We start from the raw sequence: 16,217 nt of genomic DNA, 5'->3' as shown, positions 1-16,217 counted from the left end.
TGGCTTAACACGAGTACAAAAACAATATGGTGTGTCTACTGAAAATCAGAGGTTTGCAAGACCAGATGTCTGCTATTGAACGCAAACTTGCTGACTTTATTCTGGATAACTCGCATTTACTTCGTGACTACTCATCGCAGCAATTGGCAGATGCTGTGGGAGTGAGTCAATCCAGCGTAGTGAAGTTTTGCCAGAAGGTAGGTTACAAAGGCTATCCGGATTTCAAGCTGGCGGTCAGCGAAGCTTTGGTGGCGCAATCCAGTTTGAGCCGGGAAGAGAGCAGTGACCAAAAGAAAGCACCATTAGCTGAAGTAGAACAGTTCCAACTGCAACTGCAGGCCAGTTACCGAGCTTTGCTGGAAATCAACGAACAGAAAACGCTAACGCGTGCAACGCAACTGCTGGATGGTGCAGATAAAATTTTATTGGTAGGTTTTGGCGGCTCCGGCCTGGTAGCTGCTGACTTTGCTTTTCGATTGCAGCAACTGGGAAAAACCGTGTGCTATCATCCGGACCCTGCAGTGCAAATGCAATACAGTGCTCAACTGTCTGAGCAGAGTGTGCTTTTTGCCATCTCGCAAAGCGGTGAAAATCAGGATGTGTTGCGACTGGCGCGCGGACTGAAGTCACAAAAAGTTCAACTGATATCGTTGACTGCTTTCAAAACCAATCCTTTAAGCCTATTGGTGCAAACTCCTTTGTATGTGCTGGCTGGCGACAGCAGCCCGCGACTTGATCCATTATTGGAGCAGCTTGGTGCTCAACATTTGTGCCATCTGCTGTATCTGCAGCTTAGTAAAACGACAGCCAATGCCAAGGTGCTTGAGCACAGCCAACGGTTGATGCAGCAACTGGCTCGTCGTTAATCTCATGATTTCAAGATAAAAAAACCAGCGACAGAGTCGCTGGTGTGGGCAAGGCCGGGCAAAACCCCGGCCAAAGAGAACGCTTAACTTGCTGTTACGGGCTCGCTGTTATCCGGGTCGGTGCTTAGATCCCGTGCCAACAGCAGGTACATGGCTGGTACCACAAACAAGGTGAAGGCCGTCCCTATGGTCATGCCGCTGGCAATCACCAGCCCCATGGCATAGCGCGAAGCGGCACCCGCTCCGCTTGCCATCAATAGCGGGATCATGGCGAGCACGGTAGCGGCAGTGGTCATCAGAATAGGCCGCAGACGCACCGCGGTCGCTTCTTCGATAGCTTCACGTTTGCTGCGCCCTTCCTGTTGCAGCTGATTGGCAAACTCGACAATCAAGATACCGTGCTTGGCGATCAGGCCCACCAGGGTAAGCAAACCGACCTGGGTATAAATATTCAGACTGGTAAAGCCGAGGCTGATAAAGATCAAGGCACCACATACACTCATTGGTACTGTCACCAGAATGATCACCGCATTTTTAAAGGACTCAAACTGGGCGGCCAGTACCAGGAAGATCACGATCAAAGCAAAGAAGAAGGTGATCACCAGTTGCTGACCTTCTGCCTTGTACTGGCGTGATTGACCGGCGTAATCCACGGTATAACCCGCTGGTAGCACTTCGGCAGCAATGTCTTCCAGTACGGCTAAGGCTTCGCCCAAAGGCACACCAGGGCGGGGCAGGCCAGAAATCTTCACTGCGTTCAGCTGCTGAAAGCCTTTCAAAGCTTGTGGTTGCACGCTTTCTTCCAACGTGATCAAGGTAGACAGAGGCACCAGCTCGCCATCCCGGTTGCGGGTGTAGTAGTTTTTCAGCTGCTCTGGGTTTAAGCGTTCAACCCGTTCAACTTGCGGAATAACCCGGTAGGAGCGGTTGTCCAGCGCAAAGCGCCCGGCATCAGCACCGGCCAGTAAGCTGCCGAGATCGGCGGCGATTTGTTGCATACTGACCCCCATCAGGGCGGCTTTATCGCGGTCTACATGCACCGTCTGGCGTGGCCGGTCGATCTTCAGATCGTTGTCGACAAAGATAAAGCGACCACTGGCCATGGCACGGCCCATCACTTGTTGCGCTACTTCCTGCAGGGCTTCAAACGGCTGGGTGGAGCCAATCACAAACTCCACCGGCAAGCCGCCGCCTGGTGAAGGCAGAGATGGGGGCACCAGGGCAAAGCTGTTCAGGCCAGGCAGGTTGTCCAGAAATGGCTGAATCTGTGTTTCCAGCACTTGCTGCGTGCTGCGGCTGCGCTGATCCCAAGGGGATAATACCAGGCCTGCAATGGCCGTGTTGGTACCACCCATACCATTGATGATAAATACGTTTTCCAGTTCAGGAATATCATCCAGCAGCCGGTTTAATTCCTTGGTATTGCGTTCCAGATAATCCAGCGTGGCGTAACTGTCGGCCGACAGAATCGAAAACACAAAGCCCTGATCCTCGGCTGGCTCCAGCTCGGATGGGCTGGTAACAAACAAAAAGTAGCAGGACACCAGCACAATACCGCCAAAGGTGAGCAGTACCGGCAGGTAGTTCAAGGCACCATGCAGTTGCTTTTGGTAACCGCGGCGCAGACTGGCAAAACGTCGGTCCAGCCAAGCTTCCAGGCGTGGTTTGTCTGCTTCGGATTTATGCGCTTTTAAAATGTAAGCACACATCACCGGAGAGAGTGTCAATGCGACTACGCCGGATAAAATCACCGTGGCGGCCAGAGTAAAGGCAAACTCAACAAAGAGCACGCCGGTCAGTCCACCGACAAAGCCAATCGGAATAAAGACCGCTACCAAGGTGGTGGACATGGCGATAATGGGCCAGGCCAACTGACGGGCACCCAAAATAGCCGCCTCGATCCTCGACTTGCCTTCTTCCATAAAGCGGTGAATGTTCTCCAGCATGATGATGGCATCATCGACCACGATACCAATGGCCAGCACCATGGCCAGCAGAGTGAGCAGGTTGATGGAAAAGCCCATTAGCCACATTAAGAAAAAGGTACCGACCAGGGAAACCGGGATAGCGATGGCCGGGATAATGACACTGCGCATCGAGCCTAAAAAAGCATAGATCACCAATACTACGATCAGCAGTGCCAGTACGATGGAGACCACCACTTCGTTGATGGCGTTTTCAATGTACTCGGTAGAATCGTACGGAATATCGGCGCTGAGTCCTTCCGGCAACTGTGGGATAATGTCGTTGTCCCAAATGCGGCGCACATCGGCAATCACATCCAGCGCATTGGCATCCGGCGCAATTTCGATGCCCATAAAGGTGGCAGCCAGGCCATTAAAGCTGACCGAGCTCTCGTAGCTTTCGGCACCAAGCTCGACTTCGGCAATGTCCATTAAACGCACCAGTGCATCCTGATCGGTGCGGACCACCAGTTGCTCAAATTCTGCCACACTGCGAAGATCGGTGGCTGCATTTAAATCTACCGCTACCATTTGGCCTTTGGTGCGGCCAAGGGCTGCCAGCACATTATTGCTACGCAGGGCCTGAGTCACATCACTGCCGGTGACGCCCAGCGAGGCCATCCGGTTTGGATCCAGCCAGATCCGCATGGCAAAGGTACGGGCACCGAGGATTTCTGCCCGTTGCACCCCGGGAATGGTCGCCAGCTGAGGTTCAACCACCCGTACCAGATAGTCGGTGATTTGGTTGTTGCCGAGCACCTCACTGTAAAACGACAGGTACATGGCAGCTACATCCTGGCCAACTTTCAGATTGACCACAGGATCCCGGGCATTTTCCGGCAGCTCGGAGCGTACTTTGTTGACCTGAGCGGCAATCTGAGTCAGGGCTTCATTCGGATCGTAATCCAGCCGCAGGTAAGCCTCAATCGAGCTCATGCCGGCGACAGAAGTCGACACGATGTAATCGATGCCTTCAGCGGCTGCAATTTCCCGCTCCAGCGGACTGGTAATAAAGCCCTGGATCAGGTCGGCATCGGCACCAATGTAGGTGGTAGATACGGTGACCACAGCATTTTTAATTTCCGGAAACTGGCGCACATTCATATCGAATAAAGAACGCAGCCCCAGCAGCACAATAAAGAGGCTAACCACCGTTGCCAGCACGGGCTTACGGATAAAGACGTCGGTAAAACGCATCTTTGAATTCCTTATTGGTTGGCCGGTTGCGGATTCAGCTCAGCGCTTGGTTGCGCATTGCCATTGTCACTGACTTTCACCGCAGCACCATTACGCAGCTTTAACAGGCCCGAAGTCGCGACCTGGTCACCTGACTCCAGACCGCTGAGCACATTGATTAAGTCACCTCGGGTCTCGCCGGTTTGGACAAAGCGCTGGAAGGCTTTTAACTGGCCGTCTTCTTCACGCAGCACAAAGACCGAATTGCCATAGGTATTGAACTGAATCGCCGTCTGAGGCACCAACAACACGTCCTGCACCTGACCGGTTAGTACTTCGACCCGGCCAAACATGCCTGGACGCAGCTGGTGCTCCGGGTTTTGCAGGGTGGCCTGGATTTCTACACTGCGACTGGAAGGGCGAACACCAGGCGCGATTGCGGTGATTTCACCCTCAAACGCCTGTTCCTGATGGGCATCGACCCGAACCCGTACCTGCTGGCCGACATGAATTTGCGACAGCCGCTGCTCGGGCAGGGTGAAGTTTACATAGACCGGGTCCAGAGCCTCCAGTGAGACCACCGCCGAGCCGGGTGATAGCAACTGGCCTAAGTTCACCCGCCGAATGCCAAGAATGCCACTAAAAGGCGCACGGATTTCTTTTTGCGCAATACGTGCTTGCTGCATTCGAACTGCAGCGGCTGCCTGCTCAGCCTCGCTTTCACGACGACGCAGGTCCAGCTCGGACACACTGCGCTCCTGAAACAAGCGCTGGTTGCGGTTTAACTCGATGTGTGCCAGTTTCTCGGCGGCCTGCAAGCGGGCCAGCTCGGGCTGGTCGATGCTGTCATCCAGTTTGACCAGCAGCTGGCCTTTTTCTACTGCGGCACCGCTTTCAAACAAAATTTCCCGCACAATACCGCTGGTCTCGCTGGTCAGCTCGGTGCCTTGCCTTGCAACAAAGCTGCCCACTGCGCTGATCGCAGCCTCCCAACGGTCCGGTTCTGCTTTGGTAGCAGTAATGCTGGCGGTTGGCATTGGCATGTTGTCGAAAAATTGATTCATAAAGTGATTGCCGATGGCTTTGTAACCAAAAATGCCGCCAAATACGATGAGTACGGCAACTAACATCAGACTCATGCGCTTAAACATGATGACTCCTTGATAGGCTGCTATGCAGCCAACTGATTCAAAAAAACGATGCAGGGCCAGGAGACTTCCAGGCTGTTATGCAATCCCTAAATGCTGTTCGATATGCTGCACCAATTGTTGCAGCACTTTGGGTTGACTGAGATCCAGCAGCGGCTGCCACTGCATACCGTTCAGTAACCGGTTCATATTGCGGTACATGGTCATAGGTCCGCGCGGAATGGAAAAAGCTTCCAGCAAACCCTGAGTATGATCCAGCGTATGACTGCCCTGGCACAAGGCCCAGGTACCATAAGCAAGCTCCATGGTACTGGCACCCTGAGGATCCAGATCACCGGCATCGATGGCTTGTTGCACAATGCCACTGACAATGCGGCAAATGGGTTGACCACACTGCAGCAATTGCTGCCGTCTGGCTTCGGAAGCGTTTTCCCAAACGGCTTCGGTCATCACGTACTGCGATAACTTGACGTAGTTGGCCTGGCGCTGGTTGAAATCCTGCTCAGCCACACAAATGGCAAAAATGCGCTGGCGCGAGGGCGCCTGCCACTGCTCAATGCGCTCAAATAGTTCCAGATGCAGCGCCGATTGGCGGGCCATCAGCGCCATCAGCAGATCCTCTTTCGAGGTAAAATGCTGGTATAAGGTGCCGGTGGCGTAATCACAGGCTTTGGCCAGCCTGGCCATTTGCAGCTGGAGAAAGCCTTCTTCGGCAATCAATTGCTCAGCAGCATCCAGAAACAGCTGTTCCCGCTCTTCCCGTTCCCGTTGTTTGCGTTCGGATGTACCCATAACCACCTCAGTTGATAAGGTGGCATATTTTGAATCAGATTCAAAAAACGATCAAGCGTTCATTCTGTGAACCTTTGTAACAGACTATGTATAGCGCTAAGTAACGACTGGTAGGCGCTTGCCTGGCTTGAAGCGCAACCAAAGCTGCTTCAGTTTGTAAAATGGAGTGAGTACCAGTGCATTGCCAGTGAGCACCAGACAAAAACCGACCACAGTGCTCACTTGCCACTGGAAACCTTCAAACAAAGAGCTGAACACCACAGCCACTAAAGGGAACAGCACAATAACGTAACTGGCTTTTTCCGGACCCATGCGTTTTAACAGCGCAAAATAGCTGCCAAAAGCAATGACCGAGCCAAACACCGATAGATAGAGCAGTGACCATAGGTAAGCCGGCTCGCTGCTGATGGTAAAGGTTTTACCATTTAGCAGCGCCAGGGCTGCCAGCGCCAGGCTACCATACAGCATGCCCCAGGCATTCATTGGCAGGATAGCCAGACCGTGCCGCGAGTTGCGCACACTGAGCATATTGCCAAAAGAGGCACTTAAGGTGCCGGATAGAACCAGCAGTAAACCCAGTAAGCTGGTATTGGCCAGCGACAGCTCGGTTAAATCCGGCGCAAACAGCACGGCAATACCGGCGATACCAACCAAAGCGCCAGCATAAATCCGTTTGGCGATCGGCTGACCAAAAAACAGCCGGGTATTGATAATGTTCATCAACAACATGGTGGAAAAGGCAATGGCGGCCATGGCCGAGGTCAGGTGCAATTGGGCCTGATACAACAGGAAATAATTCAGGGCAAAGTTCAGCAGCGCCATCAGGGCGACACTTAGGTGCATGGGTGCAGGCATTTGCATCGGTAGCTTTCGCCATAGACACCACAGCCAGAGCAACAGCGCAGCCAATCCAAACCGGTAGACCAGCGATACTTCAACTGCCACCTCACCCAATTGGAACTCGATGGCAAACCAGGTGGATCCCCAGATCAGCACGGTCATCAAATACAGCAAGGCGGTTTGCATAAAATCTCCGAAGCGGGCTAGGCAGGCCTGTGTATGGTAGCGAATTTCTGTATACTCACCATGTACAGAAAATAAGAAATATGACCTATACAGTTGAGGTGATGATGAACCCGGCGATTCAGCGCGATCAAGCGGAGTTTTTGTACCAGCAGGTGGTGCGGCTGGTTCGGCAGTTGCAGCAGCAACAGCTGCTGCGGGCCGGCGATCGTTTGCCATCTTTGCGTCAACTCAGCCAGCAGCTTGGCATCAGCATCCCAACGGTACGCCAGGGGTATGAGGAGCTGGAGCGGCTGGGTGTAGTTGAAGCAAGGGACCGCTCGGGCTATTACCTAAAAGCAGAAAACCGGCCGACGTGCCGGCCTGCCCGCTTACCACTGAGCAGTGAGCCGGTGCCGGTGCGCCAGCAAAGTTTGCTGGAGCAGTTTTATCAGGCCGTGCATCAACCGGGGATCTTGCCACTGGGTATTGCCCAGCCCAGCATGGCGCAGCCCTCAGAAAAAGCCTTGCTGCGCACCATGCGCCGGGTAACAACCCTAGCCGGTCAGCAGGTGATGCATTATGGCCCCATCGATGGTTTTGCACCGCTCAAGCGTCAACTGGCTTTTCGTTATCTGGATGTTGGCTTGTCCTTGCAGCCGGATGAGTTGATCATCACCAATGGAGGCCAGGAAGCGCTGGCCATCGCTTTACAGGCTGTGGCCAAAGCCGGTGATGTGATCGCGGTGGAATCGCCGACTTACTTTGGCGTGCTGGAGTTGATTGAAACCCTGGGCATGATGGCGGTGGAAATTCCGGTCTGTCCGGACGATGGCATCTGGCTGGATGATTTACAGCATGCGCTGGCACATCAGCCCATCCGTGCCTGTGTCTTTTCATCGTCCATTAGCAATCCGATGGGCTCTTTTATGCCGGATGCGCAGCGCGAAGCACTGGTGCAGATGCTGGAGCAGCGCGGCATTCCGCTGATTGAAGACGATGTCTATGGCGAGCTTTATTTTGGTGCGGCCCGCGGCCGGCCAGCGCAGTGTTTTAGCCAAAAAGGTTTGGTGTTGACCTGCAGCTCGTTTTCCAAAACCGTGGCACCCAGTTACCGGGTCGGCTGGTTGCTACCGGGGCGTTTTGGCACCGAAGTATGGCGCTTAAAGCGGGCGCTTTCTTTTGCTTCTTCCTTGTTGAACCAGTGGACTATGTCGGAGTTTATTGCCAGTGGTGATTACGATCGCAACCTGAAAAAGCTGCGGCAGGTACTTAAACTGAATAAAGAGCGGATGATGGCGCTGGTGCAGCAGTATTTTCCTGAAGGGACCAAGGTCAGTAATCCGCAAGGTGGCGCTGTGCTCTGGGTCGAGCTCGCTAAGCAGGCGGATTGCAGTCGCTTGTTTCAGCAGGCCTTGCAGCAGGGCATCAGTATAGCACCGGGCACCTTATTCTCGCCTTCGCAAAAGTTTCGCAATTGCTTTCGGCTGAGCTTTGGCGTGCGCTGGCAGCCGGAGCTGGAGCAAGCGATTCAAAAGCTTGGTATACTGGCGCAACAAGCCTGAGTTGTTTTTCGAGCGATTAGCCCATATCAAGAGTCTTTCAGCGGCTGCTTTGTTCAGTGGCCGCTCAGCCTAAGGCAGTACAATGGGTGCTCTGGTGATGCCCATGTGCCAGTCATTTTTGCTGGCAGGCCTTAAAGAAAAGGTACGATCATGTTTTCATTTCAGCGTCAAAACGGCCAGTGGCAAAAAATCTGGCGACAACAGCAAGCAGCAGGCCCACTGCAGCGCATTCTGGCCTGGCTGGTCATGGGTGTCTTGCTGGTGGCTGGTTTTTTCCTGTTGTTGCTGATGCTGGTGTTAAGTTGGTTGCTTATTCCGCTGTTTTACTGGCGTTATCGCCGCAGAATGCGAGCCTTTCAGCAGGCGGCCAATCAAGCACAGCAGCAGTATCAACAGCAGGCGGAACAGCAGAGCCCGTCCGGGCATCGTGTAATTGAAGGCGAAGTGGTCGGCAAAAAAGAAGAGTAGCGGAACCTTATCAATACCGTTGTCGGTATGCTGTTGTCGCTATGCTTGCACCGCCAGTTTGCATTGAATGTAATCGCTGTGGCGGATAAACAGCAAATCAGCAATTTTGCGCAGCATGGCTTCTTCGTGTGGGTCCAGCGCGCCGTCATGGTAGGCAATACGCCAAAGCTGCTCCAGCAGATCCAGCCGCTCAGGATAGCTTAAGTCTTTCATTTTAGAAGTAAAGCGGTGCAGGCAGACTGAATCGCTGCTCAGTTCTTTTGCCCGGCTGAACACCACCTCGGCATCGGCTGCATCTAACTGATACTCGCCGGTCAGGTAGTTAAGTACCAAATCGTGTTCGGCACTGGCATCCTGAAAATCAGCTGCTGCCACTTCCAGCATCAACACCACCGACATCAACTGAGCTTCGTTCACCAGCTTAAGCGCCGGGCAGTCGGCGATCGGTTCGGCGCCACTGCGATCCAGCAATTGCTTAAATAATTGAAACATACCTACTCCTGTTAGCGCGGGCAGCTGCTTGATTTTTTTACGCAACTACCCAATTGTACAGATCAGTTCATGATTATCTGAGTGCTTTTTATGGCAATGGTTCTGCTGGCGTTGATTACGCTGTTGTTGCTTGGCTGGCTGCTGGGGCAACCTTACTGGCGACGTTGGCAGCGTCAGCGGCTACTCAAACAGCCTTTTCCACACAGTTGGCGACAGATTTTAAAACGCCGGCTGCCTTATTTTCGGGCTTTGCCGGCCGACTTGCAACTAAAGCTGAAAAAGCTGATCCAGCTGTTTGTGGCAGAAAAAGATTTTGTGGGCTGTGCCGGACTGGTGATTGATGATGAAATCCGGGTCACCATTGCTGCCCAGGCTTGTTTGCTGCTGCTGGGCCGGCCGAATGATCTCTACCCCGGTTTACGGCAAATTCTGGTGTATCCGGCGGCCTTTGTGGTACCGAACCGGCAGCCGGATGGTGCCGGTATCGTGCATGATGGGGCTGGGGTACTGCTGGGTGAGTCCTGGGGGCAGGGGCAGGTGATTTTATCCTGGCAGGATTCGCTAAAAGGCGCTGCCGATCCCTTCGATGGCCATAATGTGGTGATCCATGAGTTTGCCCATCAGCTTGACCAGCAAAAAGGCTATGCCAATGGTGCTCCTGTGCTGGGGGCCGGCCTGGATCTAAGCCGCTGGTCTGCGGTATTTCAACAATCCTTTGCCCGACTGCAGCAACAATTAAACCGGGGTCAGCTCGGTGTGTTTGATCCTTATGCTGCCACCAATCCGGCCGAGTTTTTTGCCGTGGCCTCGGAGGTTTTCTTTGAACAACCGCACGCCTTGCAACAACAAGAGCCGGAGCTTTATCAGCAATTGCAGCAGTTTTACCGGCTTAATCCGGTATTGTGGTTGTAACACAATCACTCAGCCAAATCAGTGCTTCGGTGTCTACACCGATGTCCCTGGCTTTTTGCAGATAGGCTTGGCATAGCTGCCGATCCGGTTTGGGGCTGCGTGCCAAAATCCAGGCGTAATTCAGGTTATGGCCCACCACCAGCGCCATGCTGTAGTCCGGCTCCAGTTTGGCAATGTTGTAGCTGGCAAAAAAGGGCCCGAAAAAAGATACTTTCAGCTTGCCAGTGTTGCTGTCATCGACAAAGTAAGCCCGTCCTTCAGCTTCACGCCATTCATCGCGGTTAGCATGGTAGCCGCGATTCAGCACCCGAACGCCACCATCATCGCGCAAGCTGTAACTGGCGGTCACCTCTGTCAGACCCCGCTCAAACCGGTGATCAAGCCGGGCGATTTCATGCCAGTCACCCAGATAGGATGCGAGCTCGAAAGGTGTTACCGGCTGAACGGTATTGGGTGTGCCACTACAACCACTTAGCAGCAAGGCAACCAGTAAAAAGTGCATCAGCCTGTTCTTTGAAGTCTTCGTTGTCATGGTGTGCATCCACTAAGGCCAAACCTGCGTAATTAAGATTCAAAGCTTAGCATGTGGGTACCGCAGAATGACACAGAACTTTAATCAAGAGCAGCTTTCGCGCATTATTGAAATGGCGTGGGAGGATCGCACCCCCTTTGAAGCGATCCAACAAAACTATGGCCTCAGTGAAGCCGGGGTCATTCGTCTTATGCGTCAGGAGCTAACAGCTGGTAGCTTCCGGCGTTGGCGTCAGCGCGTTGCCGGTCGTGTGACGAAACATGCCAGCCTTCGATCCGATGGGGTACTCAGAGCTTATTGTCCCACCCAATATAAGCATCGCAATTAGATCTGCATCAAAACACCTGCAAGATTAAAACTTGGCACCAGGCGGTCAGACAGCTAGAGTAGTTGTTTTATGGTGCTGAGTTTTACGATGAAATCACCTGCCGACAAAAGCCCAAACACAACTAAACAATTAGCGCTGAAACGAGTGGGCATTGATACCTACCATGAAAACGTTGCTTATCTGCATCGTGATTGTGAAATCTACCGCGCTGAGGGCTTTCAGGCATTGGCTAAGGTGGAAATCGCTGCCAACGGCAAGCATATACTGGCCAGTCTTAATGTGGTGGACGATGCCAATATCGTCAATGGCCAGCAACTGGGCTTATCGGAAGAGGCATTTAGTTTGCTGGGAGTGCCCGACGGCGGTGCAGTCACCGTTTCACCGGCCGAGCCGCCACACTCGATTCCCGCTTTGCATCGTAAAATTGCCGGTGAACGCCTGACTCGGGATGACTTTGCCCACATCGTCAAAGACATTGCCGCCCATCGCTACTCCAAAATTGAGCTGACCGCCTTTGTAGTGGCCTGTAATCAAGGCGAGCTGGACCGCGAAGAAGTGTTCTTTTTAAGCGATGCCATGAGTAAAGTGGGCCGCAAGCTGGATTGGCAGGAGCATCCGGTGGTGGATAAGCACTGCATTGGTGGCATTCCCGGCAATCGTACCTCGATGCTGCTGGTGCCGATTGTGGCAGCTCATGGCATGCTATGCCCCAAAACCTCATCGCGGGCTATTACCTCGCCGGCCGGGACGGCCGATACCATGGAACTGCTGGCGGCGGTGGATATGCCGTTTGAACAATTAACCGAGATCGTCCATCGCCATCGGGGTTGTCTGGCCTGGGGCGGTACCAGCGATTTATCACCGGCCGATGATGTGCTGATTTCGGTGGAGCGGCCTTTGTCGATTGACTCGCCAGGCCAGATGGTCGCCTCTATTTTGTCGAAAAAAGTGGCCGCCGGCTCCAGTCACTTGCTGCTGGATATTCCGATTGGACCAACGGCTAAGGTGCGCAGCATGCCGGAGGCACAGCGCCTGCGTAAATTATTCGAGTTTGTCGCCAAACGCATGGGGCTAACCATCGATGTGGTGATTACCGACGGTCGCCAGCCAATTGGCAACGGCATAGGCCCGGCGCTGGAAGCGCGTGATGTGATGCGGGTCCTGCAAAACCACCCCAAAGCTCCCAATGATTTGCGGCAAAAATCCTTGCGGCTGGCTGGCCGCATGCTGGAGTTTGATCCGGATGTACGTGGGGGGGATGGTTTTGGCATTGCCCGGGATATTCTGGACTCGGGCCGGGCACTGGAAAAAATGCAGGCCATAATGGAGGCCCAGGGCCAGCGCGACTTTGACCCTGAAAATCCGCCTTTGTCGCCCTTGTCGTTTGACATCGTTGCACCGGAGTCCGGTACTGTAGTGGCGATAGACAACATTCAGCTGGCGCGTATTGCCCGTTCGGCCGGTGCGCCGCGCGCTAAGGGCTCCGGGGTTGACCTCTTGGTCAAACTGGGTGACACGGTTGTTGCCGGCCAGCCACTTTATCGGGTGTATGCCGCCTACCCAACCGAGTTGACTTTTGCTCGCCAGGCCTGTGAGCGCAGCTCTGGCTACCGGATTGGCGATGCCAGTCAGCTGTTGTCCCTGCATGTGGAGTATTGAATCTGATGACGATGATGTTGTGTTCCCCCGATGAACAAGCTGCCGCAGAGCGGCTGGCCAATGCCTGTAAGCTGCCGCTGCTGTGCTATCAGCAGCATCGTTTCCCGGATGATGAGCTAAAGCTGACCCTGCCGTTTGCCGATGGCGATGCACCAACCCAACTGGTGTTGTATCGCAGTCTGGACCGGCCGAATGATAAGTTGGTCGAACTGATTCTGCTGACAAAGCACTTGCGGGGCTGTGGTGTAAAGCGGCTGCTGCTGGTCGCGCCTTACCTGGCCTATATGCGGCAGGACATTGCTTTTCATCCAGGAGAAATTGTCAGCCAAAAAATCATTGGCAGCCTGTTGGCGGATTTATTTGATGCGGTGATCACGGTCGACCCGCACCTGCATCGCATCGAGCACTTAAGTGAGGCTATTCCAAAGGGAGATGCCATAGCGCTGAGCGGAGCGCCAAGGCTGGCCGATTTGATTGCTGAAAAATGCCAGCAGCCGTTGCTGATCGGTCCGGATGCCGAATCACGGCAATGGGTCGAGCTGGCAGCTGCCCGCATTGGCTGTGATTTTGGCGTCTGCAGCAAGGTACGTCATGGCGATAAAGAGGTGGTGATTGCGCTGCCCGATATGCCGGTGGCAGGGCGTCAGTTGGTGTTGATGGACGATGTCGCCAGCTCTGGCCGTACCTTGGCCGGGGCCTGCCAGCAACTGCTAGCAGCCGGAGCGGCGTCGGTCGATGTCGCGGTGACGCATGCTCTTTTCGCTGGCGATGCGCTTGCCACCATTCAGGCAGCCGGTGTGAGGCACGTCTGGAGTACCGACTGCATCGCACACCCTAGCAACGCCATCAGCATGGCACCCTTGCTGGCCGAGGCTTTAGAACCATTGCTGAGCAAGTAATACATGCGGTTTATCATTGTGCTACGGTGATTTAAACACATCGGATCAGTCGTCTTTTTCGAAAGAGCCTTCTTGTTTAATGCAATAGTCACTGATGATTGTTACAGCTAGAGTGCACCTCATTATGGGCATGTCGCCTTTAAGCAGTAATGAGGTGTGTGATGCAAAAGAAGCAATCGATGACGGTGGCCAAGCGACTTGGCCTGGGTTTTGGCATCGTGCTGTTGCTGATGGTGGGGCTCACCCTGATTGGGGTAGAGCGCGTCCAGCGTATCAATCAAACCTTGACCGAGATGACCGAGTTAAATTCGGTGAAACAGCGCTATGCCATTAACTTTCGTGGCAGCGTGCACGACAGGGCCATTTCGCTGCGTGATGTCACTTTGGTAGAGAACCTGCGTGAAGTCCCGGCGTTGCTCCGTGATATCGAACGGCTGGAAGGCTTTTACCGCGACTCCAGGCGCTTGATGGACGATATCTTTGCTCAGCGAAATGGCGTTAGCCCGACGGAGCGGCAACTGCTGCAGGCGATAGATGCTGTCGAAGCCAGAGCTCTGCCTTTAGCCAGCCAAGTGATTCAGTTACGCCAGCAAGGCCAGCAAAGTGAAGCGCAGCGTTTGTTGCTGGCACAAGCGGGGCCGGTCTTTGTCGACTGGTTGGCCAGCATCAATGCTTTTATCGACTATCAGGAAGCCAAAAATCAGCAAGCGACCGACAGCGCGCAAGGCGTGGCTGGTGCCTTTGCCCTGACCATGGTGCTACTCACTCTGGTGGCTATTTTCATCGGCGTCGCCATGGCGGTTTGGATTCAGCGTTATCTGCGAAAGGCACTGGGAGGCGAGCCAGATGAAGCCGCCGAGCTGGTCAGCCAGATTGCCGCTGGTGATCTGACTACCCAGATCCGTGACAGCCTGCCAAACAGCATGTTGGCGGCAGTGGCCAATATGCAGTTGCAGCTTCGCCAGACCTTGAGCGAAGTGGTTGATGCTGCCACCACGGTATCGGCTCAGGCGGATGAATTGGATCAGACTGCATTGGAGGCGCTGGAATCCACCCAACACCAGGCCCATTCATCCACCGCTTCAGCGGCCAGCATCGAGCAAATGACCGTGAGTCTGAAGCAGGTGGCTAGCGTGGTCGATTTAACGGAACAGAACTCGCAAAAAACAGCGGATTTGTCGGACCAGGGCGCGCGGCTGGTGCAAGACGCTGCCACAGAAATAGCGGTAGTCGCCGAAACAGTGGAGCAATCGGCAAGCAAAATTGGCGAGTTACAGCAGCGCTCCAAGGAAATTGCTGGTATTGCCAATGTGATTAAAAGCATTGCCGAACAAACCAATCTACTGGCGCTAAATGCAGCCATCGAAGCAGCCAGAGCCGGTGAATCTGGCCGGGGCTTTGCAGTGGTAGCCGATGAAGTGCGGCAACTGGCCGAGCGCACCAGCAAAGCGACCACCGAAATTGCCGGCATGATTCAGTTGGTGCAGGATGATACTCAGCTGGCGGTGGTGTCCATGGAAAAAGCGGCGCCCAGGGTGGCGCAAGGCTTATCCAGAGCCAATGATGCCGCCAGCATGCTGCAACAAATTCGCAGCCAGGCGATGGACTCTTTGAACAATGTCCGGGATGTGGCCCGTTCAACCAAAGAGCAATCCACTGCGGTGACTGAGCTGGCACAGCATATTGAGCAAATTGCCAGTATGTCGCGCGATAATGCCGTGGTGATGCAGCAAAACCGTGGTGCTGTCGCCGCGTTGCAGCGTGTTGCCACCGACTTAGGTAAGCAGGTAGCCCGTTTTAAAACCTCTTGAACAGTGCTACGACCTCAAACCAGCCGGGCTTTTGCCTGGCTTTTTGTTAGCTGGCTGCCAGCACCACGCAATTGCGGCCTTTTTTCTTGGCTTTATAGAGAGCTTCATCGGCCCGTTTAAGTAAAGGCTCGGGTTTTTCGCCGGTCAGGCGGATGGCGCAGCCTAAACTGATAGTGATTTGCACCGTTTTACTGCCGCCATTGCCACCACGCTTACTCCCTGAACTACGCTGCTTTTTGCCGGTATCGCTGTCTTTGGGGCGGCCGGCTTGTCGCACCACCAGCGGGTAATCGGCCACTTGCTGGCGCACTTGCTCCAGCTGCTCTTTCAGCTTTTTCGGGTTGGCATGATGAAAGACCAGGGTAAATTCTTCGCCGCCATAGCGGTAGGCGGTCATGCCGCGCTGCTTAGCCAAAATAGCGCCCAGCAAACGAAGTACCTGATCGCCGACATCATGGCCATAAGTGTCATTAAATTTTTTAAAGTGATCGACATCCAGCATGGTGACGGCGCTTTTTTTACCGAGCCGGTTTAAATGCCCCATCAGTGCCCGGCGCTGCGGTAACTGGGTCAGCTCATCAATATAGGCCAGCTGCAGCATTT

At 54.0% G+C, this 16,217-nt stretch carries 15 protein-coding genes; 8 read left to right on the top strand and 7 right to left on the bottom strand.

All coding sequences use genetic code 11. From position 1 onward, the window contains the following. Positions 1–26 precede the first annotated feature (26 nt). The gene (locus JJU14_RS05180) at positions 27–866 is read left to right on the top strand and encodes a MurR/RpiR family transcriptional regulator (protein WP_228611527.1); all 840 of its coding nucleotides are present in this window, start codon (positions 27–29) and stop codon (positions 864–866) included. Positions 867–949: 83 nt separating this feature from the next. On the opposite strand, the gene JJU14_RS05175 is transcribed toward JJU14_RS05180, so the two are convergent. The 4 genes from JJU14_RS05175 to JJU14_RS05160 all read right to left on the bottom strand — a co-directional run bounded on the left by JJU14_RS05175 (position 950) and on the right by JJU14_RS05160 (position 6,972). Then, entirely contained in the window at positions 950–4,027 is a 3,078-nt protein-coding gene (locus JJU14_RS05175; protein WP_228611526.1) for an efflux RND transporter permease subunit, read from the bottom strand. An 11-nt stretch (positions 4,028–4,038) separates the two neighbouring features. Beyond that, the gene (locus JJU14_RS05170; protein ID WP_228611525.1) at positions 4,039–5,157 is read right to left on the bottom strand and encodes an efflux RND transporter periplasmic adaptor subunit; all 1,119 of its coding nucleotides are present in this window, start codon (positions 5,155–5,157) and stop codon (positions 4,039–4,041) included. A 75-nt stretch (positions 5,158–5,232) separates the two neighbouring features. Beyond that, positions 5,233–5,946 carry a TetR/AcrR family transcriptional regulator gene (locus tag JJU14_RS05165; RefSeq protein WP_228611524.1) on the bottom strand — a complete coding sequence of 238 codons (714 nt, stop codon included), beginning with the start codon at positions 5,944–5,946 and terminating at the stop codon, positions 5,233–5,235. Between the two features lie 96 nt (positions 5,947–6,042). Then, a complete protein-coding gene (locus JJU14_RS05160) occupies positions 6,043–6,972 on the bottom strand; it encodes an EamA family transporter (RefSeq protein ID WP_228611523.1) in 930 nt (309 codons plus the stop codon). Positions 6,973–7,052: 80 nt separating this feature from the next. On the opposite strand from JJU14_RS05160, the gene JJU14_RS05155 reads away from it, so the two are divergent. Beyond that, positions 7,053–8,513 (top strand): PLP-dependent aminotransferase family protein, encoded by a 1,461-nt coding sequence (locus JJU14_RS05155; RefSeq protein WP_228611522.1) that lies wholly within the window; start codon positions 7,053–7,055, stop codon positions 8,511–8,513. 150 nt (positions 8,514–8,663) lie between these two features. Beyond that, entirely contained in the window at positions 8,664–8,981 is a 318-nt protein-coding gene (locus JJU14_RS05150) for a hypothetical protein (protein WP_228611521.1), read from the top strand. A gap of 39 nt (positions 8,982–9,020) precedes the next feature. Here the strand turns inward: JJU14_RS05150 and JJU14_RS05145 are convergent, their stop codons facing one another. Beyond that, positions 9,021–9,473 carry a TerB family tellurite resistance protein gene (locus JJU14_RS05145; protein WP_228611520.1) on the bottom strand — a complete coding sequence of 151 codons (453 nt, stop codon included), beginning with the start codon at positions 9,471–9,473 and terminating at the stop codon, positions 9,021–9,023. Between the two features lie 90 nt (positions 9,474–9,563). On the opposite strand from JJU14_RS05145, the gene JJU14_RS05140 reads away from it, so the two are divergent. Next, on the top strand, positions 9,564–10,385 hold the full coding sequence (locus tag JJU14_RS05140) for a M90 family metallopeptidase (RefSeq protein WP_228611519.1): 822 nt from the start codon (positions 9,564–9,566) through the stop codon (positions 10,383–10,385). Here the strand turns inward: JJU14_RS05140 and JJU14_RS05135 are convergent. Beyond that, positions 10,363–10,917 (bottom strand): lipocalin family protein, encoded by a 555-nt coding sequence (locus tag JJU14_RS05135; RefSeq protein ID WP_228611518.1) that lies wholly within the window; start codon positions 10,915–10,917, stop codon positions 10,363–10,365. The genes JJU14_RS05140 and JJU14_RS05135 overlap by 23 nt on opposite strands. Before the next feature lie 67 nt (positions 10,918–10,984). Between JJU14_RS05135 and JJU14_RS05130 the strand changes: the two genes are divergently transcribed. The 4 genes from JJU14_RS05130 (at position 10,985) to JJU14_RS05115 (ending at position 15,614) form a co-directional block, all read left to right on the top strand. Beyond that, on the top strand, positions 10,985–11,245 hold the full coding sequence (locus JJU14_RS05130) for a TIGR03643 family protein (RefSeq protein ID WP_228611517.1): 261 nt from the start codon (positions 10,985–10,987) through the stop codon (positions 11,243–11,245). 87 nt (positions 11,246–11,332) lie between these two features. Continuing rightward, positions 11,333–12,904, top strand: coding sequence for a thymidine phosphorylase family protein (locus JJU14_RS05125; protein ID WP_228611516.1), 1,572 nt, complete (start codon positions 11,333–11,335; stop codon positions 12,902–12,904). A gap of 5 nt (positions 12,905–12,909) precedes the next feature. After that, positions 12,910–13,803, top strand: coding sequence for a ribose-phosphate diphosphokinase (locus tag JJU14_RS05120; protein WP_228611515.1), 894 nt, complete (start codon positions 12,910–12,912; stop codon positions 13,801–13,803). Positions 13,804–13,964: 161 nt separating this feature from the next. Further along, positions 13,965–15,614, top strand: a complete 1,650-nt coding sequence (locus tag JJU14_RS05115) for a methyl-accepting chemotaxis protein (protein WP_228611514.1) — start codon at positions 13,965–13,967, stop codon at positions 15,612–15,614. A gap of 46 nt (positions 15,615–15,660) precedes the next feature. Here JJU14_RS05115 and JJU14_RS05110 read toward each other — a convergent pair. Beyond that, a partial coding sequence (locus JJU14_RS05110) for a GGDEF domain-containing protein (RefSeq protein WP_228611513.1) occupies positions 15,661–16,217 on the bottom strand: 557 nt, incomplete at its 5' end.

The organism is Alkalimonas sp. (assembly GCF_020831925.1).
GTDB lineage: Bacteria > Pseudomonadota > Gammaproteobacteria > Enterobacterales > Alteromonadaceae > Alkalimonas.
This window is presented reverse-complemented; position numbering and strand designations above follow the sequence as displayed.